Consider the following 22,033-nt stretch of genomic DNA (forward strand, 5'->3'; position numbering starts at 1 on the left):
CCTGGGAGCCGCTGCCCCGGCCTCAGTCCAGTGCGTCGTCCAGCAGGGCCGCCCACTGGGCGACGACCCTCTGCCGCCGGACGGTGTCGTCGGTCAGCACGTTGGCCAGGCCGAGGCCGCGGGCCATGTCGAGGAGGCCCTGGACGGTTTCGCGGGTGCCGGGACGGGATTCGTCGGCTTTCAGGAGCTCGACGGCGATGCGGTGGGTCTCGCGGCCGACGCGGGCTTCGAGTTCGCTGACGCGGGGGTGCAGTGACGCCTCGTTGGACGCGGCGACCCAGAGCTGGAGTGCGGCGCGGAACAGCGGTCCTGTGTAGAGGTCGACGAGGGCGGCGACGACGGCTGCGCGGCCTTGGACGGGCAGGGTGCGCAGGGCGGCGGAGCGTTCCTCGGCGACGTATTCGACGGCTGCGGTGAACAGGTCCTCGCGGGTGGGGAAGTGATGCTGGGCGGCGCCGCGCGATACGCCTGCGCGTTCCGCGACGACGGAGACCGTGGAGCCTGCCCAGCCGTGTTCGGCGAGGCAGGCGACCGCGGCTTCGAGCAGCCGTCGGCGGGTGGCGCGGCTGCGGTCCTGCTTGGGGGTCCTGTCGGTGGGGGGCGTCACAACACCCATGCGGGGTCCCGTCGTTCGTGAAATGCCGTCATCCCTTCTCGTGCCTCGGCGGAGGCGAAGAGTGCTGCCGAGCGGGCTATGAGGTCTTCGGCGTACTGGTCGAAACTTTCCCGCACAGTAGCTGTGACCAGCTCCTTCGATGCTGCCAGCCCCTGTGGTGAGGCTCGGCGCAGTCCGTCGAGCACGGGTTCGAGCGCCTTGTCCACGTCGTCGGCGGCGAGGGTGATCAGGGAGATCCGGGCGGCTTCGGTCGCGTCGAAGCGTTCTCCGGTGAGGTAGTAGCGGGCGGCCGCGCGTGGGTCGGTACGGGGCAGCAGGGGCAGGGAGATCACGGCGGGGGCGAGGCCGAGCCGGGATTCGGTGAGGGCGAAGGTGGCAGCGGGTCCGGCGGCGGAGATGTCGCAGGCGGCGAGGAGTCCGAGGCCGCCCGCCCGGACGTGTCCGTCGACGCGGGCCACCACTGGCTTGGGCAGGGTGACGATCTCCCGCATCAGGGCCACGAACGCTGCCGGGTCGGGGGGTGCGCCGAGGTCCGCGCCGGCGCAGAACGTGTTGCCCGTGTGGGTGAGGACCACGGCCCGTACGGTGTCGTCCTCGCCGTACCGGGCGAGGGTTTCACGGAGTTCGGCGACGAGCCGCGCGGAGAGTGCGTTGCGGTTCGCCTGCGAGTCCATCCGTACGGTGGCGATGCCACGTTCTTGGCCGGTGCGGACCAGTTTCATGCTTCTGCCGCCTTCTCGATGACTTCTTGGTCGGCCTGTTCCCGGTCGCGCAGTTCGCGCCGGAGGATTTTCCCGGAGGTGGCGCGGGGTACGGCGCCGATGAATTCGACCCGCCGGATCTTCTTGTACGGGGCGACGCGCTCGGCGACGTACGCCATGACGTCGTCGGCGGTGAGGTCGTCGGGGCTGACTCCCGCCTGCCGGACCAGATACGCCTTGGGGACTTCGTTGCCGTCGGTGTCGTACACCCCGATGACGGCGGCGTCCGCGATCGACGGGTGGCCGAGCAGCAGGGCTTCGAGTTCGGCGGGTGCGACCTGGTAGCCCTTGTACTTGATGAGCTCCTTGACCCGGTCGACGACACGGAGCCAGCCGTCGGCGTCGACGCGGCCGATGTCACCGGTGTGCACCCAGCCGTCGGCGTCGATCATGTCGGCGGTGGCCTCGGGCCGGCCGAGGTAGCCCTTCATCACCTGTGGGCCGCGGATGAGCACCTCGCCGTCGGTGTCGATGCCGGCGTCGCGGTCCGGGTCGTCGAGGGAGACGATCCGCATCTCGGTGCCCGGCAGGAGTTTCCCGACGGCGCCGGGTGGCGGGTTCTCGGCGGCCAGCGGGACGACATGGGTGCCGGGCGAGAGTTCCGTCATGCCGTACGCCTGCCGCACCGGTGGCAGTCCGAGGCGCCGGGAGCAGGCGGCGGCGAGTCCCGCGTCGAGCGGGGCGGCGGCGCTGACGATGTACTCCAGCGAGGACAGGTCGTACTGGGCGACGGCCGGGTGCTTGGCGAGGGCCAGGACGATCGGCGGGGCGACGTACAGTCCGCTGATCCGGTGCTTCTCGATCGCGGTGAGGAACTGGACGAGGTCGAAGCGCGGCAGGACGACGACGGTGGCACCCAGCCGCAGCGGGGCGTTCATCAGGGCGGTCAGCCCGTAGATGTGGAAGAACGGGAGCACGGCGAGGATCCGGTGGCCGGGGCTCATCGGGATGAACGGCCGCAGCTGCTCCAGGTTGGTGGCCATGGAGCGGTGGGTGAGCATGACGCCCTTGGGTGTGCCGGTGGTGCCGGAGGAGTACGGCAGTGCGGCGATGTCCTCGGCCGGGTCGATGGTGATCCGCGGTTCGGGGGCGGTGGAGCCCAGCATGTCGAGTACGGAGGTGTGTCCGTCGGCCCGGTCGCAGACGAATATCTCCTCTATGCCGCCGACGAGTTCGGCGGCGCGGCGGGCGGTTTCGAGGAGCGGGGAGACGGTGACGATCCAGCGGGCGGAGGAGTCACGGAGCTGTTTCGCGAACTCCTCCGCCGTGGCGAGGGGGTGCACGGTGGTGACGGTGGCGCCCGCCCGGGTGGCTCCGAAGAACACGGTCGGGTAGGCGAGGGTGTTGGGGCTGTGCAGGGCGACGACGTCGCCCTTGCGGACCCCGGTGGCGGCGAGCGCCGCTGCGATCCGGCGGTGGAACGTGTCGAGTTGCCGGTAGGTGAGCGTGGTGGTGCCGTCGGTGCCGTCGACCAGGGCGACCGTGTCGCCGTAGGTGCCGGCGGCCTGCCCGAGGACCGCGTCATGGATGGGGAGGTCGAGCGGCTGGACGTCTGCGTACTCGCTGCGGAACACGTTCACCATGGCGGGTCCCTTCGAACGGCGGCTGGAGGGACAGAGTCCCCTGTGTCAGTACGACTTGGGGAGACCCAGGGACTGGTGGGAAACGTAGTTCAGGATCATTTCCCGGCTGACGGGTGCGATCCGGGCGACGCGGGCCGCGGTGATCAGGGAGGCGATCCCGTATTCGCGGGTGAGGCCGTTGCCGCCGAGGGTGTGCACCGCCTGGTCGACGGCTTTCACGCAGGCCTCGGCGGCGGCGTACTTCGCCATGTTGGCGGCTTCGCCCGCGCCGATGTCGTCGCCCTCGTCGTAGAGCCTGGCGGCCTTCTGCATCATCAGGCGGGCCAGTTCGAGTTCGATGTGCGCCTGGGCGAGGGGGTGGGCGATGGCCTGGTGGGAGCCGATGGGCTCCTTCCACACCTGCCGGGTCCGCGCGTAGTCGACGGCGCGGCCGAGGGCGTACCGGCCCATGCCGAGGGCGAAGGCGGCGGTCATGATGCGTTCGGGGTTGAGTCCGGCGAAGAGCTGGAGGAGGCCCGCGTCCTCTCCCCCACTCTCGGCTTCGCTCGAGCGGGAGGTACCCCCTCCCACGAGGGCGTCGGCGGGCAGCCGCACGTCGTCCAGCACCAGCTCGAACTGCTTCTCCGGCGCCTGGAGTTCCATGTCGATCTGCGAGCGCTGGAATCCTGCGGCGTCGCGCGGGACGATGAAGAGGCAGGGCTTGAGCCTGCCGGTCCTGGCGTCCTCTGTGCGCCCGACGATGAGGGTGGCGTCGGCGATGTCGACGCCGGAGACGAACACTTTCCGCCCGGTGAGCAGCCAGTCCCCGCCGTCGCGGCGGGCGGTGGTGGTGATGCGGTGGGAGTTGGAGCCGGCGTCGGGCTCGGTGATGCCGAAGGCCATGGTGAGGGTGCCGTCGGCGAGGCCGGGGAGCCACTGCTGTTTCTGGGTGTCGGTGCCGAAGCGGGCGATGACGGTGCCGCAGATCGCCGGGGAGACGATCATCATGAGGAGGGGTGATCCTGCCGCTCCCAGCTCTTCCAGGACTATGGAGAGTTCGGCCATGCCGCCGCCTCCGCCGCCGTACTCCTCGGGGAGGTTGACCCCCAGGTAGCCGAGCTTGGCGGCTTCGGTCCACAGCTCGCGGGGGTGGCCGCCGTCACGTACGACGGAGGTCATGTAGTCGCGACCGTAGCGCTTTCCGAGTGCGGCGACGGCGGCGCGCAGGGCTTGCTGCTCTTCGGTTTCGAGGGCGGTGCTCATGGGGTCGGTTCCTCCTGTGCGTCTTGTACGACTGCGAGCAGGGCGCCGACCTCCACCTGGAGGCCGGTTGCGGCGTGGAGCGCGGTGAGGGTGCCGGAGGCGGGGGCGAGGATGCGGTGTTCCATCTTCATCGCCTCGAGCCAGATGAGGGGCTGCCCGGCGCGGACGGTGGTGCCCGGTGCGAGGCCGTCGGCGAGCCGGACGACGGTGCCGGGCATGGGGGCGAGCAGGGAGCCGGGTTCGGTGCGTTCGGTGGGGTCGGTGAAGCGGGGGAGGGCGGTGAAGGTGTACGAGCCGGTGGCGCCGTCCACGTGGACCCGGCCGTGGTGGGTGGCGAGGCGGAATCGGTGGGTGACGCCGTCGTCGGTCTCGAGGGTGACGTGGCCGGGGGCGGCGGTGAGGATCCGGGCACCGGGGACGTCGATCGCGCCGCTGCGGGTGGTGCGGTAGGCGATCTCGTGCTCGGCGCCGTCGGGTTCGCTGCGGTAGCGCCTGGTCTGCGGCTGGGAGGGGAGGTTGCGCCAGCCGCCGAAGCGGGATGTGCCGATGGCGTCCGGTTGCCGGGCCGCATGGGCGGCGGCCGCGGCGAGGGCCGCGAGGTGCCGGTCAGCGTGGTCGCCGGGGGTGCGGGTGAGGGCGTCCAGGTGGCGGTCGTAGAAGCCGGTGTCGGGACGGGCGCCGGTGAAGTCGGGGTGTCGCAGGGACCGTACGAGCAGCTCACGGTTGGTGACCGGGCCGTGGATGCGGGCTCGTTCCAGGGCGCGGGCGAGGAGCCGTACGGCCTGGGCGCGGGTGGGGGCGTGGGCGATGACCTTGGCGAGCATCGGGTCGTAGTGCATGCCGATGGTGTCGCCGCCGGTGTATCCGGTGTCGAGGCGCAGACCGGGTTCGTCCGGTACGTCCAGCGTGAGCAGTGCCCCGGTCTGTGGCTGCCAGTCGCGGGCCGGGTCCTCCGCGTAGAGCCGGGCCTCGACGGCGTGCCCGTGCGGGGCGGGGGGTGTGGTGGGGAGGGGATCGCCTTCGGCGACGGACAGCTGGAGGGCGACGAGGTCGAGCCCGAAGACGGCTTCGGTGACGGGGTGTTCGACCTGGAGCCGGGTGTTCATCTCCAGGAAGTACGGGCGTCCGTCGGCGGCGACGAGGAACTCGACGGTGCCCGCGCCCCGGTAGCCGACGGCGCGGGCCGCTGCGGTCGCCGCGTCGTGCAGCCGGGTGCGCAGCGCGTCGTCGAGGCCGGGCGCGGGGGCCTCCTCGATGACCTTCTGGTGGCGGCGCTGGAGCGAGCAGTCGCGGGTGCCGAGCGCCCATACGGTGCCGTGTGCGTCGGCCATGATCTGGACCTCGACATGCCGGCCGCGTTCGACGTAGGGCTCGGCGAAGACTTCGCCGTCACCGAAGGCGCTCGCGGCCTCAGCCGTGGCGGCCGCCATCTCGACGTGCAGCGCGGCCAGTTCACGCACGACGCGCATGCCGCGCCCGCCGCCGCCCGCCGCGGCCTTCAGCAGCAGCGGCAGGTCACCCGCGGTCGCCCGCGCCGGGTCGACGGGTGCGAGCAGCGGCACCCCGGCGGCGGCCATCAGTTCCTTGGCCCGGGTCTTGGACGCCATCATCTCGATGGCCTTGACCGGCGGGCCGACCCAGACGAGCCCGGCGTCCTGCACGGCCCGCGCGAATCCGGCGTTCTCGGAGAGGAAGCCGTATCCGGGGTGCACGGCGTCGGCGCCCGCCGTGCGCGCGGCGCGTACGACGAGATCGCCGCGCAGATAGGTGTCGGCGGGCGCGGCCCCCGGCAGCCGCACGGCGGTGTCGGCCTCCCTGACGTGCAGTGCGTCGGCGTCCGCGTCCGAGTACACGGCGACGGTGGCGATGCCCAGTGCACGGCAGGTGCGGAAGATCCGGCAGGCGATCTCGCCCCGATTGGCGACGAGCAGGGTGCTGATCATGTTCGTCCTCACATCCGGAAGATGCCGAAGCCGCCGCGGGCGCCTTCGACCGGGGCGGTGTGGATCGCGGACAGGCAGATCCCGAGGACGGTCCTGGTGTCGCGCGGGTCGATGACCCCGTCGTCGTACAGCCGTCCGGAGAGGAACATCGGCAGCGATTCGGACTCGATCTGCTGCTCCACCATGGCGCGCAGCCCGGCGTCGGCCTCGTCGTCGTAGGGCCGCCCCTTCGCGGCGGCGGAGGCCCGGGCGACGATGGACAGCACGCCCGCGAGCTGCTGCGGGCCCATCACGGCGGACTTGCTGCCGGGCCAGGCGAAGAGGAAGCGGGGGTCGTAGGCGCGTCCGCACATGCCGTAGTGCCCGGCCCCGTACGAGGCGCCCATCAGCACGGACAGGTGTGGGACCCGGGAGTTGGACACCGCATTGATCATCATCGCGCCGTGTTTGATGATGCCGCCCTGCTCGTACTCCTTGCCGACCATGTAGCCGGTGGTGTTGTGCAGGAAGAGGAGGGGGATGTCGCGCTGGTTGGCGAGCTGGATGAACTGGGCGGCCTTCTGCGACTCCTCGCTGAACAGCACCCCTTGTGCGTTGGCGAGGATCCCGACGGGGTAGCCGTGCAGCCGGGCCCAACCGGTGACCAGGCTCGTCCCGTACAGCGGTTTGAACGCGTCGAAGTCGGAGCCGTCGACGAGCCGGGCGATCACCTCGCGCGGATCGAACGGGATCTTGAGATCCCCGGGCACGATCCCGAGCAGTTCGTCCGCGCCGTACTTCGGTGGCTCGGCGGGTCCCGGATCGGCCTGTGCCTTGCGCCAGTTGAGCCGGGCGACGATCCGCCGTGCCTGGCGCAGCGCGTCGTGCTCGTCGACGGCGAAGTGGTCGGCGAGTCCGGAGGTGCGGGCGTGCATGTCGGCGCCGCCGAGGGACTCGTGGTCGCTCTCCTCACCGGTCGCCATCTTCACCAGCGGCGGTCCGCCGAGGAAGACCTTCGACTGCTCCTTGATCATGACGGTGTGGTCGGACATGCCGGGGACGTACGCCCCGCCGGCCGTGGAGTTCCCGAAGACGACCGCGACGGTGGGGATGCCGGCGGCGGAGAGCCGGGTGAGGTCCCGGAACAGTGCGCCGCCGGGAATGAAGATCTCCTTCTGGGACGGCAGATCGGCCCCGCCGGACTCGACGAGGCTGATGCAGGGCAGCCGGTTGGCGAAGGCGATCTCGTTGGCGCGCAGGGCCTTCTTCAGGGTCCAGGGATTGGAGGCGCCGCCGCGTACGGTCGGGTCGTTGGCGGTGATCAGGCACTCGACGCCCTCGACGACCCCGATGCCCGTGACGAGCGAGGCGCCCACGGCGTACTCGCTGCCCCAGGCGGCGAGCGGCGACAGCTCCAGGAACGGTGTGTCGGCGTCGACCAGCAGCTCGATCCGCTCCCGGGCGAGGAGTTTGCCGCGCCTCCGGTGCCGCTCGACGTACTTCTCGCCGCCGCCCGCGAGGGCCTTGCCGTGCTCGGTGTCGAGTTCGCTGAGCCGGTCGAGCATGGTGGCGCGGTTCGCGGCGTATTCGGGACTCGTGGTGTCGAGCCCGGTGGCCAGGACGGTCATGCGTGCGCCTCCGGTGCGTCGGTGGTTTCGAGCAGGGTCACGGGGACGGGGAGGTGCCGGGACCGCAGCCACTCCCCCACCGCCTTGGCCTGCGGATCGAAGCGGGCCTGCGCGGCGACGCCTTCGCCGAGGAGACCGTGGACGACGAAGTTCAGCGCGCGGAGGTTCGGCAGGACGTGCCGCACTACGGTCAACTCGGCTGTTTCGGGCAGCAGTTCCTGGAAGCGTTCGACGGTCAGTTCGTGCGCCAGCCAGCGCCAGGCGTCGTCGGTGCGGACCCAGACCCCGATGTTGGCGTCACCGCCCTTGTCGCCGCTCCGGGCGCCGGCGATACGGCCGAGGGGGGTGAGCTGAGTCAGCCCGGCCGGCAGTGGTTCGGGGAGAGCGGGCTCGTCCGCTTCCTCGAGCGCCGCCGTCCGTACGGGTGGCGCCACTCGCTCCCGCCGCCCGTCCGGCCCCACGGCGACGTGCTCGACGTCTTCCGCCGGTACGTACCTCGCCTCGAAGACTCCGTACGGCGCGCCCTTGCCGGGCGGGGCGGTGACATGAAAGCCCGGGTAGCTGCCGAGGGCCAGCTCGATCGCGGCCCCGGAGAACGGCCTTCCGACGGTCTCCGGGTCCTGGTCGCGGACGACGAGCCGGAGCAGGGCGGCGGCGGTCTCCTCGGTGTCGGCGTCGGCCCTGTCGGTACGGGCCAGTTCCCATCGCACCTCGTCGGGCGGCCCGGTGCGGGACCGGGTGAGCGCCTGCGCGAACTGGTCCTGCACCAGCTGCGCCTTGGCCTCGATGTCGAGCCCGGTGAGCACGAAGACGACCTCGTTGCGCCAGCCGCCGAGCCGGGTGAGCCCCACCTTGAGGGTGGGCGGCGGGGCCTCGCCGCGCACCCCGGAGATCCGGACCCGGTCCGGCCCTTCCTGGGCCAGGCGTACGGTGTCGAGCCGGGCGGTCACGTCCGGCCCGGCGTACCGGGCGCCGCCGGTCTCGTAGAGGAGCTGGGCGGTGACGGTCCCGACGTCGACGAAGCCGCCCGTCCCGTCGTGCTTGGTGATGACGGACGACCCGTCGGCATGGATCTCGGCGAGCGGGAAGCCGGGCCGGCGGATGTCGTGGCCGCGGAAGAAGGAGTAGTTCCCGCCGGTGGCCTGGGTGCCGCACTCCAGGACGTGCCCGGCGACGACGGCCCCGGCGAGGGCATCATGGTCGTCCGGCCCCCAGCCGAAGTGGGCGGCGGCGGGGCCGGTGACGAGGGCGGCGTCGGTGACCCGGCCGGTGACGACGACATCGGCCCCGGCGCGCAGGCAGGCGGTGATGCCGTGGCCGCCGAGGTAGGCGTTGGCGGTGAGGAACCCGTCGGGCACGGGCAGGCTGTCGCCCTCGACATGCGCGACCCGGACCGGAACGCCCACCTTGCGCGCCAGTTCGGCGACGGCCGCGGCGAGTGCGGCCGGGTTGAGCCCCCCGGCATTGGCGACGATCTTCACGCCGCGCTCGTGGGCGAGCCCGAGGCCCTCTTCGAGCTGCTGCAGGAACGTGGTGGCGTAGCCGCGGGCGGGGTCCTTGAGCCGGCTGCGCCCGAGGATGAGCATGGTCAGTTCGGCGAGGTAGTCGCCGGTGAGGACGTCGAGGGGGCCGTCGGTGAGCATCTCGCGTACGGCGTCGAAGCGGTCACCGTAGAACCCGGAGGCGTTCCCGATCCGCAGCGGTGCGGCGGTCATCGGGCGTCGCCCCGTGCACCGCCGCCGGGTGCACCACCTCCGGGCGCGCGGCCGGCTCCTGGTGGACCGGCGAAGGCCTGGGCGATGTCCAGCCACTGGTCGGCGTCGGCCCCGACGGCACGGACGGCGAGGTCGTCACGGTGGGCGCGCCGGGTGACGAGGAGGCAGAAGTCGTGCAGCGGTCCGGTGACACACTGTCCGGCGTCCTCGGGCCCGAATGCGATCACCTCGCCGTCGGGGGCTTCGAGTTCGACCCGGAACTCCTCATCGGGCGCCTTGATCCCCCGTACGAGGAAGGCGTAGTCACGGGTCCGCACCCCGATCCGGGCGATGTGACGCAGCCGGGTGGCCGGGGCGCGTACGGCACCGAGGGCGTCGGCGATGTCCTGCCCGTGTGCCCAGGTCTCCATCAGCCGCGCGGTCGCCATCGACGCGACGCCCATGGGCGGTCCGTACCAGGGGATGCGGGTGCCGGGCGGGGCGGCACGCAGGGCTCGTTGCAGCCGGTCGCGCCCGTCGCGCCAGCGTGCGAGCAGCGCGGCCGGCTCCTCGGCCACCAGCTCGTCGGCGGCCTGGTCGACGAAGCTGTCGGGTGCCGCCAGCGCCTTGGCGACCTCCGCGGCGAAGGCGTCCGGGTCGGTGACGGCGAGCAGGGCGACCTCGTCGGTCCAGGTCAGATGGGCGATCTGGTGGGCGACCGTCCAGCGCTCGGCGGGGGTCGGTCCGGCCCACTGTTCGGTACTCAACTCCGCTACCAGTAGGTCGAGTTCGTCGCTCTCGCTGCGCAGATCGTCGAGCACGGCTGCGGCATCGGACACGGTGCGCTCCCCTCGGGGCGTGGCGGTGTGCCCAGGAGCATGTCAGCGGACCAGGAAACAAGCAAGCATGCTTGCATTATTTGATGCCTCCGACTCCACGGCCGGGCCGGGACCCGGCTGCTAGCCTCCGCCGATGACTGACGAACCTCGCACCGCGGGTGTGCGTTTCGACGACAACAGGCTTGTCCTGGAACAGTTTCGGGACGAGACCGGCATCTACTACTCCTTCCCGGGTGTCACCCCCGGCTCCGCCCCGGGCTCCTTCCGCACCGGCGGCCGGACCACCGAGGGCACATCGGCCGCACTCTCCCTGACCGAGGCGCTGCACGCGCGGATCCGCCCGGTGGGCACGGCGGAGAACGTCCTGCGCGCGTGGTCGCAGGGAGCTGCCCCGCAGGACACGGCCGCGCTGGACGACCCGACGGCGGCCGAACCGACCCGGGTCCGCGGCGGCGCGATCGTCATCCGCGACCGGCGGATGCTACTGATCCACTTCCCCGGGGACGACGGCTGCCACTACGAGATCCCTGGCGGCGGCGTCGAAGCCGGCGAGACACCGGAGGTGGCGGCGGTCCGTGAACTCCGGGAGGAGACCGGCCTGCGCGGAACGGTCGTACGCGAGGTGGCCCGGATCTGGCGGGGCGGCACCCGGGGCCACTACTTCACGATGGAGGCGGACGGCGAGGTGGCCGAACCGGAGACCCTGGACAACTACGGGGGCGTCCCGGCCTGGGTACCGGTCTCCGAGCTGCCCACCACCCCGCTCTGGCCCCGCCGCCTGTCCTGGCGGATCGCCCACTGGCACACCTCCGGCTGGCCGACGTCTCCGGCGGAACTGGCGGATTCGGTCTGGGACCTGGACGCTGCCTGCGGGTGGTGACGGCGGAACCCCTAAGAGTTCGCCTTCGTGCGGCGGCCGGCGCCCACCTGGCTGCGGACCGCGCCCATGCTCGCCCCGATGACCAGCGCGATCGCCAGCGCGTCGGTGGCGGTCAGGGCCTGGTCGAGGATGAGGAAGCCGGCCGTCGCCGCGATGGCCGGTTCCAGGCTCATCAGCACGGCGAACGTGTGCGCGGGCAGCCGGCGCAGCGCCATCAGTTCCAGGGTGTACGGGAGCACCGAGCTCATCAGCGCCACCGCCGCACCCATCGCCAGCGTCGACGGGACCGCCAGCTTCGCGCCCGATTCCAGGATGCCCAGCGGCAGTGACAGCACCGCGGCGACCACCATCGCCAGGGCCAGACCGTCGGCCTGCGGGAAGCGCCGGCCGGTGCGGGCGCTGAAGACGATGTACGTCGCCCACATCGCCCCCGCACCCAGCGCGAACGCTGCACCGAGCGGGTCCAGCCGGTCGAAGCCTCCGCCGCCCAGCAGGAACACCCCGCCCAGCGCGAGCCCCGCCCAGACGAAGTTGATCAGGCGGCGGGACGCGATCACCGAGAGCGCCAGCGGGCCGAGCACCTCCAGGGTGACGGCCACGCCCAGCGGAATGCGGTCGAGAGCCTGGTAGAAGAGCATGTTCATGGCGCCCATGGCGATGCCGAACGCGACCACCGTGCCCCAGTCGGCCCGCGAGTGACCACGCACCTTCGGGCGGCAGACGACCAGCAGGACGACCGCCGCGACCACCAGCCGGAGCGTGACCACCCCGAGCGCACCGGCCCGCGGCATCAGCAGGGCCGCGACCGCCGAGCCGAACTGCACGGAGAGGCCGCCCGCGACCACCAGGGCCACCGGGGCGAGCGCCGCCCTGCGGCCGCCCGGACGCACCGGACGCGCGGAGCCCGCCCCGTCGAGGGCGGACACCGCCTCCGGTACGGCGACGGCTGCTGCGGCCGGCTCTGCGGCACTGCGCTGGTCGTTCACGTGGCGGCCTTCGTCCTCGAGGAGCTGAGCGGGATGTAGTGCACTGTATTGCACTTCGCGATTGAAGATACTGCACTCTTGCGGCATAGGCCGTTTCTTTACCGTAGAGACCTCCGCGCGGCGCGTGAAATGCCGAATGTGCTCCCGTTATGCTGCCGACGCATGAGCACAGCACAGGGCCGCAGCGTCGAACTGCGCCACTTGCGGGCCTTCCTCGCCGTTGCCGACGCGGGCAACGTCACACGCGCCGCAGCCGCCCTCCGCCTCACCCAGCCCGCCGTCTCCCGCACCCTCGCCGCCCTTGAGCAGCATCTCGGCGTCCGGCTCGTGGACCGCTCCACCCATCACCTCGCCCTCACCCCCGAAGGCGTCGTCTTCCGCGACAAGGCCGCCGCCGCGGTTGCCGCCTTCGACGAGGCGGTCGACTCCGGTGGCCTGCGCCACTGGCCGCTGCGGCTCGGACATGCCTGGTCCGCGTTCGGCCCGTACACCACACCGCTGCTCCGCGGCTGGCAGGAGCGGTACCCGGAGACCCCTCTCGAACTGCTGCGGATCGACGACCGCACGGCCGGGCTCACCCGCGGCGAGGTCGACGCGGCGCTGTTGCGTGGGCCCGTCGACGCGCCGGGGCTCGTCACCGAGGTGCTGTTCAGCGAGGACCGGGTGGCGGCGGTGACCGCGGACGGCCCGCTCGCCGCACACACCACGCTCCGTCTCGCCGATCTCGCGGACGGCACGGTCGTCCTGAACACCGTCTCCGGCACCACCACGGTCGGCCTGTGGCCGCCGCACGCCCGCCCCGCCGCCACCCTCACCGTCGCCAACACCGACGACTGGCTGACCGCCATCGCGGCCGGGCGCGGCTCCGGGGTGTCGGTCGCCTCCACCGCCGACATGCATCCGCACGCCGGGGTCGTGTACCGCCCGCTCGTCGACGCCCCTGCCGTGCCGCTGCTGCTCGCCCGCCGCGACGCACCCGGTCATCCGGCGCTGCCGAAACTCGCCGCGATGGCCCGCGAAATCATCGGAGAAGACATCACCGGATGAGGGAATTTCCCCGCACGGGGCAGTCGGTCCAGGAGCTCTTGGAGGAGGTGGGCACCGACCTGGTGGCGGGGCGGCGCCGGAGAACGAGCGGTTGGTGGCGGCGGTGATGCGGGCGGTCGCCGCGGGCTGACGGTGGGCAGGGCGGGTGGTCTGTCCGCCCGCCCCTTCCCGAACCCCGGGCCCCTTCCCGAACCCCGGGCCCCTTCCCGGACCCGGGGCCCCTTCCCGGACCCGGGGCTCCGCCGCGGAGCTCCGCTGCTCAATCACCGCAGGGACCTGGGTCGTGCCGCAGGGCTTGGGTCAGGTCGGTCGGGTGTCGGTACCGTTCAGGCCCTCTGCCAGCAGCTCCGCCAGGTGTCTCGACCGCACGCCTGCCAGCTGCGCCAGCTGGGTCCGGCAGGAGAACCCGTCGGCCAGGATGTCGGTGCCGGGCTCCGCACTCCGTACCGACGGCAGCAGCTGCTCCTCCGCGCATGCCACGGACACCCCCCAGTGGCCCCGTTCGAAACCGAAGTTCCCCGCCAGTCCGCAGCAGCCACCGGCCAGTTCCCCTTCCAGTCCGGCGCGTGCGCGCAGCCGTCGTTCCGCCGCGTCGCCGAGGACCGCGTGCTGGTGGCAGTGGGTCTGGCCGGTGACCGGACGGTCCAGGCGCGGCGGTTGCCAGTCGGGGGTGAACTCCTCCAGGTACTGCGCCAAAGTGCGCACGGATGCGGCGAGTTCCGCGGCGCGGGGGTCGTCGGGAAGGAGTTCCGGGAGGTCCGTACGGAGGGTGGCGGCGCAGCTCGGTTCGAGAACCACGAGCGGGTCGCCGAGGGAGGACCCCATCCGGTCCAGCGTGCGGCGCATGACCCTGCGGGCCTTGTCCAGCTGGCCCGTCGATACGTAGGTGAGGCCGCAGCACACGCCCCGCCCCGGATACAGGGCCGTCCGGCCCGCCGCCTCCAGGACCCGGACCGCCGCCCTGCCTACCTCCGGGGAGAGATGGTTGGTGAAGGTGTCCGGCCAGACCGTCACCGCCTGATCGCTCGACAACGGCACCGTCCCCCGGCGCCTGCGCTTGACCGCCCACCGGGTGAACGTCTCCCCCGCCAGCACCGGAATCGTTCGCTCCGCAGCAATGCCCGCGAGCCGTTTCCCCAGTGCGGCGAGCGGGCGGATCCGGGCCAGCGCGTTCAGCACGGGCGCGAACGGAGCCGTGAGCCGCAGCCACCCCGGCAGCCGGCCCATCACGTAGTGGGCGGCGGGGCGCAGCCGCCCCCGGTAGTGGTGGTGCAGGAACTCCGCCTTGTACGTGGCCATGTCCACGCCCACCGGGCAGTCGCTGCGGCATCCTTTGCAGGACAGGCACAGGTCGAGCGCGTCCCGGACCTCCTTCGACCGCCAGCCGTCCGTGATCACCTCACCGGCGAGCATCTCGTGCAGCAGCCGGGCCCGGCCGCGGGTGGAGTGTTCCTCCTCGCCGGTCGCCCGGAACGACGGGCACATGACGCCCGCGCCCGGCGCCTGCGCCGTCCGGCACTTCGCGACGCCGACACACCGCCGTACGGCCGCCGAGAAGTCGCCGTCGTCGTGCGGGTAGCCGAACGTGACGTCCACCGGTTGCTTCGGCAGGACGTCGAAGCGGAGGTTCTCGTCGAGGCGGGCCGGTCGGGCGAGCACCCCGGGGTTCATGCCGCCGTACGGGTCCCAGAGGTCCTTGAACCGCCCGAAGAGCGCGACGAGTTCGTCTCCGTACATGCGGGGGAGCAGCTCGGCCCGGGCCTGCCCGTCGCCGTGTTCCCCGCTCAGTGAGCCGCCGTGCGCGACGACGAGCGTGGCCAACTCCTCGGAGAAGCGGCGGAACCGTGCCACGCCGTCACCGCTCAGCAGGTCGAAGTCGATCCGCACATGGATGCAGCCGTCGCCGAAGTGCCCGTAGGGCGTGCCGCGCAGTCCATGGGCGGTGAGCAGGGCGCGGAACTCGCGCAGATAGGGGCCGAGGCGGGCGGGGGGAACGGCGCAGTCCTCCCAGCCCGGCCAGGCCTCGCTGCCGTCGGGCATCCGGGTCGCGGTGCCGGATGCGTCCTCCCGGATGCGCCACAGGGCGCGCTGCCCGGCCGGGTCGGTGACGACGGCCGCGTCCACCGCGTCGGCCGCCCGCAGGATCTGTTCGGCGCGTGCCCGCGCCTCGGCCGGGGTGGCGCCGCCCGTCTCGACGAAGAGCCAGGCTCCGCCGCGCGGCAGACCGGCCGGTACGCGTACGAGATCGGCGGCCATGCCCTCGACCGTCAAGGGGAAGTAGGGGAGGAGGCCGGGGGCGGCTTCGGCGGCCGCGGACTCGTCGGCGTACCCGAGTACGGCGAGGGCGCGGGCCTCGGGCGCCTCGACCAGCCGTACGGTCGCCTCCGTCACCACGCCGAGCGTCCCCTCGCTGCCGCAGAAGGCGCGGGCGAGGTCCGGTCCGCGCTCCGGGAGCAGCGCGTCGAGGGCGTACCCGGAGATACGGCGCGGGAGCTCGGGGAAGCCGGTGCGCAGCAGAGCGAGGTGGCTGCCGGCCAGTTCGCGCAGGCCGGCGGGGGCGCCGTCCCACCGGCCGCGCCCCAGCCGCAGCGTGTCGCCGCCGTAGCGGGCGACGGTCAGCGCTTCGACGTTGTCGGCGGTGGTGCCCCAGGCCACCGAGTGCGAGCCGCAGGAGTTGTTGCCGATCATCCCGCCGAGCGTGCAGCGGCTGTGCGTGGACGGGTCCGGGCCGAACGTCAGACCGTGCGGTGCGGCCGCCCGGCGCAGGTCGTCCAGGATCACGCCGGGCTGGACGACGGCCGTGCGGGCCCCGGCGTCCAGCTCCACGATCGACCGCAGATGGCGGGTGAGGTCGAGGACCACACCGGTGCCGGTGGCCTGCCCGGCGATGGAGGTACCGCCGCCGCGCGGCACCACCGGCACCTCGTGCGCACGGCAGACGTCGAGCGCGGCGGCGATGTCGTCGGCGTCGCGCGGGGCGACGACGCCGAGCGGTACGCGACGGTAGTTGGAGGCGTCCATCGTCATCAGGGCCCGTGCGGTGGCGTCGAACTCCACCTCTCCGCGCACAGCGCCGGAGAGGGCCCGCACAAGAGAGGTCCGCATCTGCTCGTCGGTCATACGCCCAGGATGCCGTCCGTCGTCCCGCCGGCCGGGCCACTGGAGCCGCCACCCCTCGCGTTTCCCCTGAATACGTCAGTACGTCGGAATACGTCGGATGCGTCAGCTCCGTAGTCGCATACGTAACAAAGAAAGACGCAAGCGCTTCCCAAACAGATCGTCAATTCTCATATAGTGACCCCGACTTGATTAGGAATTATCAGCTCCAGTTATCGCCTTCACCCTCTCCCGTGTCGAAGTGTCCGGATCCGCCCTGTCCGTCACCGTCCGCCCCAAGGACTCCGCTTGCGCTCCTCATCCCGGCCGACCGCACTGGCCCTGCTGGTCTCGGCGGCCGTCACCGGTTCCTGCTGCCTGTGGGCGGTCGTCGCCGCCCCCGCCTCGGTAAGGACCCCGCTGGCCTGGGGGGCGGGCGCCGCCGCCGTGCTCCTGTCGGTCGCCGTGGCCGCCACCGTGCACGCCCGGGTCACCATGCGTCTACTGCGTGCGCGTCACGCGGCGGAGGCCGAGCGGTTCACCGCGGAGACCTCGCGGCTGGTGTCGTCGTCCGCGGCCGAGGCCCAGCGGTTCACCGCGGAGACGGCCAGGATCAAGGCCGCCGCCTCGGCCGAGAACGCCCGGATCGCCGAGCAGGCGGCCGCCGAGGCCGCCCGGCTGGGCGCCGAGGTGGAGCAGCTGACCGCCCGCGCGGCCCGCAGCGCCACCGAGCGCTCCGCCGCGGTGGCCGCATGCGCCAATGCCGCGGGCCGGATGCAGGCCCTGGCCACGAGCATGCTCGCCGACCTGCGCGAGATGGAGCACCGGCACTCCGCCGAGGACATCCTCGGCGATCTGCTGCATCTGGACCACCGCACCGCCCAGGTCGGCCGGGTGGCCGACTCCATCGCCGTGCTGACCGGTGCCCGCTCCGGGCGCCGCTGGGCGAAGCCGATCGTGATGGAGTCCATCCTGCGCGGTGCGATGGGCCGGATCGGCGGCTATCAGCGGGTACGTCTCCACTCGACCAGTGATGTCGCGATCGCCGGTCACGCCGCCGAGGGTGTCATGCACGCCCTCGCCGAACTCCTGGACAACGCGGCCAACTTCTCGCCGCCCACCGCGGAAGTCCATGTGTACGTCGAGGAGGTGCCGGCCGGGATCGTGCTGACGGTCGAGGACAGCGGGCTGGTGATGAGCGATGTGCAGCTGCGGCGCGCCGAGCGCGCGGTGTCCGCCACCGACCAGGATCTGGCCGGACTGTCCGGCACCCGGCTCGGCCTGGCCGTCGTCGGCCGACTGGCCCGTAAGCACGGTCTTACGGTGTCGTTCCGGCCGTCCGCGCGGGGCGGCACGGGGGCATTGATGATGCTCCCCCAGGAACTCATCACCCGGGCCCCGGTGGGCGTCCCGGCACCCGCCCCGGCCGACGTGGCGACCCCCGCGCCGGCCGCCCGGCCGGAACCCGCCCACGACGCGACGGAAGCGGCGCCGAAGACCGACACCGGTGCCGGCACCGAACGCGACGCAGACACCGACACCGGCCCCGGCCCCGCGCCCGAGCCCGCCACCGACACCGGCGCCGGCCCCGCGCCCGAGCCCGCCACCGGCGACAGCGGACTGCCCAGACGCACCCGCGGCCGCACCCTCGCCGCCGCCGAAGCCCGCGCCCGGGCCGACGGCGCCACCGCAACTCCCCGGCCCCGTACCGCCGATCCCAAGGAACAGGCAGCGCGCTTCAGCAGCTTCCGCCAGGCTGTACGGCCCAATTCCCCGCACCCGGAAGGCAACACCCGATGACCGCGACCACCGACGAGAAGCTCAACTGGCTGCTGGAGGGGCTCCTGGAGCGCACCCCCGGCACCCGGCATGCCCTCGTCCTGTCCAGGGACGGCCTCAAGCTGTGCCGCACCCCCGAGCTCTCCGTCGACCAGGCCGACCAGCTGGCCGCGATCTCGGCCGGCATCCAGAGCCTGTCGCACGGCGCGTCCGTCGAGTTCGGTGACGGCACCGGCGGCGTACGGTCCGCGATGGCCGAGTTCTACGGCGGCGTGCTGTTCATCGTCGAGGCGGGCGCGGGCGCCCATCTCGCCGTCGTTGCCTCCGAGGACGCCGATGTCGGCCTCATCGGGCACAACATGAGCGAGCTCGTCGAGCAGCTCGGCGAGCACCTGAGCGCCCCGCCGCGCTCCGCGGACCCGGCTGCCACCATCGACGCGACCGCCGACGTATGACCCGCCCCCGACCCGGCCGGGACGACGGTCCGGACCGGCTGTACACCCTCACCGGTGGCCGCAGCCGGTCCGATTCGGACGCGTTCGACCTGGTGACGCTGGTGGTCGCCGAATGCGAGCCGTCCCCCGGCATGCAGTCGGAGCACGTCGCCATCCTGCGCATGTGCGAGCGCCCCACCGCGGTCGTGGAGATCGCGGCGGGCCTCGGACTGCCGGTCAGCATCGTCCGGATCATGCTGTCCGATCTGCTGGCCACCGGCCGGATCAGCGCCCGTCACCCCCGTACCGCCCGTGTCGCGGACCGGTTCCCCGACCCCGACATCCTGGAACAGGTGCTCGTTGGACTCCGCAACCTCTGACCGTTCCGCCCTGCAGGCGACGGCCGACAACGGACTGAAGATCGTCGTCGTCGGCGGCTTCGGGGTCGGCAAGACCACCATGGTCCGTTCCGTCAGCGAGATCCGTCCGCTGAACACGGAAGAGACCATGACCCGCGCGGGCGAGTCCGTCGACCGGCTGGACGGAGTGCACGCGAAATCGTCCACGACCGTCGCCTTCGACTTCGGCCGGATCACGCTCGACGAACGCTCGGTGCTGTACCTGTTCGGCGCCCCGGGCCAGGAACGCTTCTGGTTCCTGTGGGACCGGCTGTTCTCGGGCACGCTCGGCGCCGTCGTCCTCGTCGACACCCGCCGGCTCGCCGACTCCTGGTACGCGATCGACCGCCTGGAGCACCACGGCACGCCGTTCATCGTGGCGTGCAACGACTTCGGCGGCCCGCTCCACACCGAACAGCAGATACGTGAGGCGCTCGACCTCTCGGACGACGTACCCCTGGTGGAGTGCGACGCCCGGGACCGTTCGTCGAGCAAGTACGTACTGATCACGCTGGTCGAGCACCTCCATGCGCTCGCGCAGGGCAAGGTGCCCGTCCCGTCCGCCGCCCGCCCGGACACCACACCGCAGAAGACCCCGGAGCCCAGCTCGTGACACAGCCCCCGGCACCCCCCGCCGGCTGCCCCGTCCCGCACGGTCCCGCGCCGCTCTCCGGCCCCCGGTTCCAGACCGAACCGACCCGGCTGTACCGGGAGATGCGCCGCGACCACGGAGCCGTGGCGCCTGTCGTCCTCGACGGCGACGTACCCGCCTGGCTCGTCCTCGGCTACCGCGAACTGCACCAGCTGACCAACGACCCGGTGCTGTTCAGCCGCGACTCCGACCTGTGGAACCAGTGGGACCGCATCCCGGACGACTGGCCGCTGCTGCCGATGATCGGCCGCAGGCAGCCGTCGATCCTGTACACGGTCGGCCCGCGCCACACCGAGCGCGCCGCGATGATCAGCAACGCGCTGGAGGCCGTCGACCCGTTCGCACTCAAGCGGTACGCGGAGGACTTCGCGGACACCCTCATCGACCGGTTCTGCTCCAAGGGCGGGACCGACATCATCGCCGACTACGCGATGCTGCTCCCGGCGCTCGTCCTGGCGAAGATCTACGGCTTCGGCAGCGACACCGCATTCGAACTCGTCGGCTCGATCAACGACATGATCGACGGCCGGGAGCGGGCCCTCGCCGGGCAGCAGCACCTCGCCTCGTCCATGGCCCAGCTGCTGGTCGACAAGAACGCCGGGCCCGCCGACGACGTCGCCACCCGGATGCTCGCCGACCCGGGCGGCTTCACCGACGAGGAAATCGCCCAGGACCTGATGGTCATGATGGCCGCGGGCCACCAGCCGACCGCCGACTGGATGGGCAACTCGCTGCGGCTGATGCTCACCGACGACCGGTTCGCCGCGTCCCTGTCGGGCGGTCGGCACAGCGTCGCCGAGGCCATGAACGAGGCCCTCTGGGAGGACACCCCGACGCAGAACGTGGCAGGCCGCTGGGCGTCGCGCGACACCCACCTCGGCGGCCGCCACATCCAGGCGGGCGACCTGCTGCTGCTCGGCATCGCCGCCGCCAACGGGGATCCGCAGATCCGTACCGACGGCTCGTCACTGACCGGCGGCAACAACGCGTTTCTCTCCTTCGGCCACGGCGAGCACCGTTGCCCGTTCCCGGCCCAGGAGACCGCCGAGGTCATCGCCCGTACCGGCATCGAGGTGCTGCTGGACCGGCTGCCGGACCTCGACCTCGCCGTCCCCGCCGAAGAGCTGACCCGGCGCCCGTCACCCTGGCTGCGGGGTCTGACGGACCTGCCCGTGACGTTCACTCCCACTGCCGCCCTTGGAGGCCATTGATGACCCGGATCGCCCTTGACCCCTTCGTCACCGACCTCGACGGCGAGAGCGCCCGGCTGCGCGCGGCGGGACCGCTCGCCGAGGTGGAACTGCCTGGCGGGGTGCACTGCTACGCGGTCACCCACCACGCCGAGGCGCGGCAACTGCTCACCGACAGCCGGGTGGTCAAGGACATCAACGTCTGGACCGCCTGGCAGCGCGGCGAGATACCGATGGACTGGCCGCTGATCGGCCTCGCCAACCCGGGCCGTTCCATGCTGACGGTCGACGGTGCGGACCACCGCCGGCTGCGCACCCTGGTCGCGCAGGCGCTGACCGTGAAGCGGGTGGAGCGGCTGCGGGCCGGCATCGAGGCACTGACGACGGCGAGCCTGGACCGGCTGTCGGCGCTGCCCCGGGGCGAGCAGATCGACCTGAAGGCGGAGTTCGCGTACCCGCTGCCGATGAACGTGATCAGCGAGCTGATGGGCGTGGACGGCACCGACCACCCACGGCTGAAGGAGCTCTTCGAGAAGTTCTTCTCCACGCAGACGCCGCCGGAGGAGGTCCCGCAGATGATGGCGGACCTCGGCGCCCTCTTCACGAAGATCGTCGACGCCAAGCGCGAGAACCCGGGTGACGATCTGACGAGCGCCCTGATCGCGGCCTCCGAGAACGGCGACCACCTCACCGACGAGGAGATCGTCAACACCCTCCAGCTGATCATCGCGGCCGGTCACGAGACGACGATCAGCCTGATCGTGAACGCGGTCGTCGCCCTCCAGACCCACCCCGAGCAGCGCAAGCAGGTACTCGGCGGGGAGGTGCCGTGGGAGAACGTGATCGAGGAGACCCTGCGCTGGAACACCCCGACCTCGCACGTGCTGATCCGGTTCGCCACGGAGGACGTCGAGGTCGGCGACAAGGTGCTGCCGAAGGGCGAGGCGCTGATCGTCTCCTTCGGTGCGCTGGGCCGCGACGAGGCGCAGTACGGGCCGACCGCCGGTGACTTCGATGTCACCCGCTCCCCCAACCGCCACATCGCGTTCGGCCACGGCCCGCATGTGTGCCCCGGGGCGGCGCTGTCCCGGCTGGAGGCGGGGGTGGCGCTGCCCGCGCTGTACGAGCGGTTCCCGGATCTGGAGCTCGCCGTCCCGGCCTCCGAGCTGCGGAACAAGCCGATCGTCACCCAGAACGACCTGCACGACCTGCCGGTCGAGCTGGGCTGATCCGCCGTTCGAGGTGTTCCACAGGCCGGAGCGGGTGTCTCATCCGACGGACACGGT

General features: G+C 72.1%; 18 protein-coding genes. 8 read left to right on the forward strand and 10 right to left on the reverse strand.

Going from position 1 to position 22,033, the window contains the following annotated elements:
* Positions 1-22: 22 nt before the first annotated feature.
* From ACFYP5_RS04810 to ACFYP5_RS04845, 8 genes are read right to left on the reverse strand one after another with little or no spacing between them, the layout of a single operon-like run.
* Positions 23-616: a TetR/AcrR family transcriptional regulator gene (locus ACFYP5_RS04810; protein WP_389030480.1), complete on the reverse strand. Its 594-nt coding sequence runs from the start codon at positions 614-616 to the stop codon at positions 23-25.
* On the reverse strand, positions 604-1,338 hold the full coding sequence (locus ACFYP5_RS04815; protein ID WP_389030483.1) for an enoyl-CoA hydratase family protein: 735 nt from the start codon (positions 1,336-1,338) through the stop codon (positions 604-606). The genes ACFYP5_RS04810 and ACFYP5_RS04815 overlap by 13 nt, the downstream gene beginning before the upstream one ends.
* Positions 1,335-2,960: a 4-coumarate--CoA ligase family protein gene (locus tag ACFYP5_RS04820; RefSeq protein WP_389030486.1), complete on the reverse strand. Its 1,626-nt coding sequence runs from the start codon at positions 2,958-2,960 to the stop codon at positions 1,335-1,337. The genes ACFYP5_RS04815 and ACFYP5_RS04820 overlap by 4 nt, the downstream gene beginning before the upstream one ends.
* Positions 2,961-3,005: 45 nt before the next feature.
* A complete protein-coding gene (locus ACFYP5_RS04825; protein ID WP_389030489.1) occupies positions 3,006-4,202 on the reverse strand; it encodes an acyl-CoA dehydrogenase family protein in 1,197 nt (398 codons plus the stop codon).
* A complete protein-coding gene (locus ACFYP5_RS04830; RefSeq protein ID WP_389030492.1) occupies positions 4,199-6,145 on the reverse strand; it encodes an acetyl/propionyl/methylcrotonyl-CoA carboxylase subunit alpha in 1,947 nt (648 codons plus the stop codon). The genes ACFYP5_RS04825 and ACFYP5_RS04830 overlap by 4 nt, the downstream gene beginning before the upstream one ends.
* 8 nt (positions 6,146-6,153) lie before the next feature.
* The gene (locus ACFYP5_RS04835; protein WP_389030495.1) at positions 6,154-7,752 is read right to left on the reverse strand and encodes an acyl-CoA carboxylase subunit beta; all 1,599 of its coding nucleotides are present in this window, start codon (positions 7,750-7,752) and stop codon (positions 6,154-6,156) included.
* Positions 7,749-9,467, reverse strand: a complete 1,719-nt coding sequence (locus tag ACFYP5_RS04840) for an acyclic terpene utilization AtuA family protein (RefSeq protein WP_389030498.1) — start codon at positions 9,465-9,467, stop codon at positions 7,749-7,751. Before ACFYP5_RS04840 ends, ACFYP5_RS04835 begins: the two co-directional genes overlap by 4 nt.
* Positions 9,464-10,285 carry a TIGR03084 family metal-binding protein gene (locus ACFYP5_RS04845; RefSeq protein WP_389030501.1) on the reverse strand — a complete coding sequence of 274 codons (822 nt, stop codon included), beginning with the start codon at positions 10,283-10,285 and terminating at the stop codon, positions 9,464-9,466. The genes ACFYP5_RS04840 and ACFYP5_RS04845 overlap by 4 nt, the downstream gene beginning before the upstream one ends.
* A 133-nt stretch (positions 10,286-10,418) precedes the next feature.
* Between ACFYP5_RS04845 and ACFYP5_RS04850 the strand changes: the two genes are divergently transcribed.
* The gene (locus ACFYP5_RS04850) at positions 10,419-11,165 is read left to right on the forward strand and encodes an NUDIX domain-containing protein (protein ID WP_389030504.1); all 747 of its coding nucleotides are present in this window, start codon (positions 10,419-10,421) and stop codon (positions 11,163-11,165) included.
* Between the two features lie 11 nt (positions 11,166-11,176).
* On the opposite strand, the gene ACFYP5_RS04855 is transcribed toward ACFYP5_RS04850, so the two are convergent.
* Positions 11,177-12,151: a DMT family transporter gene (locus ACFYP5_RS04855; protein WP_389030506.1), complete on the reverse strand. Its 975-nt coding sequence runs from the start codon at positions 12,149-12,151 to the stop codon at positions 11,177-11,179.
* 162 nt (positions 12,152-12,313) lie between these two features.
* On the opposite strand from ACFYP5_RS04855, the gene ACFYP5_RS04860 reads away from it, so the two are divergent.
* Positions 12,314-13,198 carry a LysR family transcriptional regulator gene (locus tag ACFYP5_RS04860; RefSeq protein WP_389030509.1) on the forward strand — a complete coding sequence of 295 codons (885 nt, stop codon included), beginning with the start codon at positions 12,314-12,316 and terminating at the stop codon, positions 13,196-13,198.
* A 300-nt stretch (positions 13,199-13,498) separates the two neighbouring features.
* Here the strand turns inward: ACFYP5_RS04860 and ACFYP5_RS04865 are convergent, their stop codons facing one another.
* Positions 13,499-16,318: an FAD-binding and (Fe-S)-binding domain-containing protein gene (locus tag ACFYP5_RS04865; protein WP_389030512.1), complete on the reverse strand. Its 2,820-nt coding sequence runs from the start codon at positions 16,316-16,318 to the stop codon at positions 13,499-13,501.
* 285 nt (positions 16,319-16,603) lie between these two features.
* Between ACFYP5_RS04865 and ACFYP5_RS04870 the strand changes: the two genes are divergently transcribed.
* Genes ACFYP5_RS04870 through ACFYP5_RS04895 form a run of 6 tightly spaced genes read left to right on the forward strand, consistent with a single transcriptional unit; the run spans position 16,604 to position 21,976 of the window.
* The gene (locus ACFYP5_RS04870; RefSeq protein WP_389030515.1) at positions 16,604-18,094 is read left to right on the forward strand and encodes an ATP-binding protein; all 1,491 of its coding nucleotides are present in this window, start codon (positions 16,604-16,606) and stop codon (positions 18,092-18,094) included.
* On the forward strand, positions 18,091-18,528 hold the full coding sequence (locus ACFYP5_RS04875; protein WP_389030518.1) for a roadblock/LC7 domain-containing protein: 438 nt from the start codon (positions 18,091-18,093) through the stop codon (positions 18,526-18,528). The genes ACFYP5_RS04870 and ACFYP5_RS04875 overlap by 4 nt, the downstream gene beginning before the upstream one ends.
* Positions 18,525-18,887 (forward strand): DUF742 domain-containing protein, encoded by a 363-nt coding sequence (locus ACFYP5_RS04880; protein ID WP_389030521.1) that lies wholly within the window; start codon positions 18,525-18,527, stop codon positions 18,885-18,887. Before ACFYP5_RS04875 ends, ACFYP5_RS04880 begins: the two co-directional genes overlap by 4 nt.
* Positions 18,868-19,518, forward strand: a complete 651-nt coding sequence (locus tag ACFYP5_RS04885) for an ATP/GTP-binding protein (RefSeq protein ID WP_389030523.1) — start codon at positions 18,868-18,870, stop codon at positions 19,516-19,518. Before ACFYP5_RS04880 ends, ACFYP5_RS04885 begins: the two co-directional genes overlap by 20 nt.
* Positions 19,515-20,768: a cytochrome P450 gene (locus ACFYP5_RS04890; protein WP_389030526.1), complete on the forward strand. Its 1,254-nt coding sequence runs from the start codon at positions 19,515-19,517 to the stop codon at positions 20,766-20,768. Before ACFYP5_RS04885 ends, ACFYP5_RS04890 begins: the two co-directional genes overlap by 4 nt.
* Positions 20,768-21,976 (forward strand): cytochrome P450, encoded by a 1,209-nt coding sequence (locus ACFYP5_RS04895; protein ID WP_389030529.1) that lies wholly within the window; start codon positions 20,768-20,770, stop codon positions 21,974-21,976. The genes ACFYP5_RS04890 and ACFYP5_RS04895 overlap by 1 nt, the downstream gene beginning before the upstream one ends.
* Positions 21,977-22,033 lie beyond the last annotated feature (57 nt).

Origin of the sequence: Streptomyces sp. NPDC005262, assembly GCF_042872425.1 — a bacterium.
GTDB lineage: Bacteria > Actinomycetota > Actinomycetes > Streptomycetales > Streptomycetaceae > Streptomyces.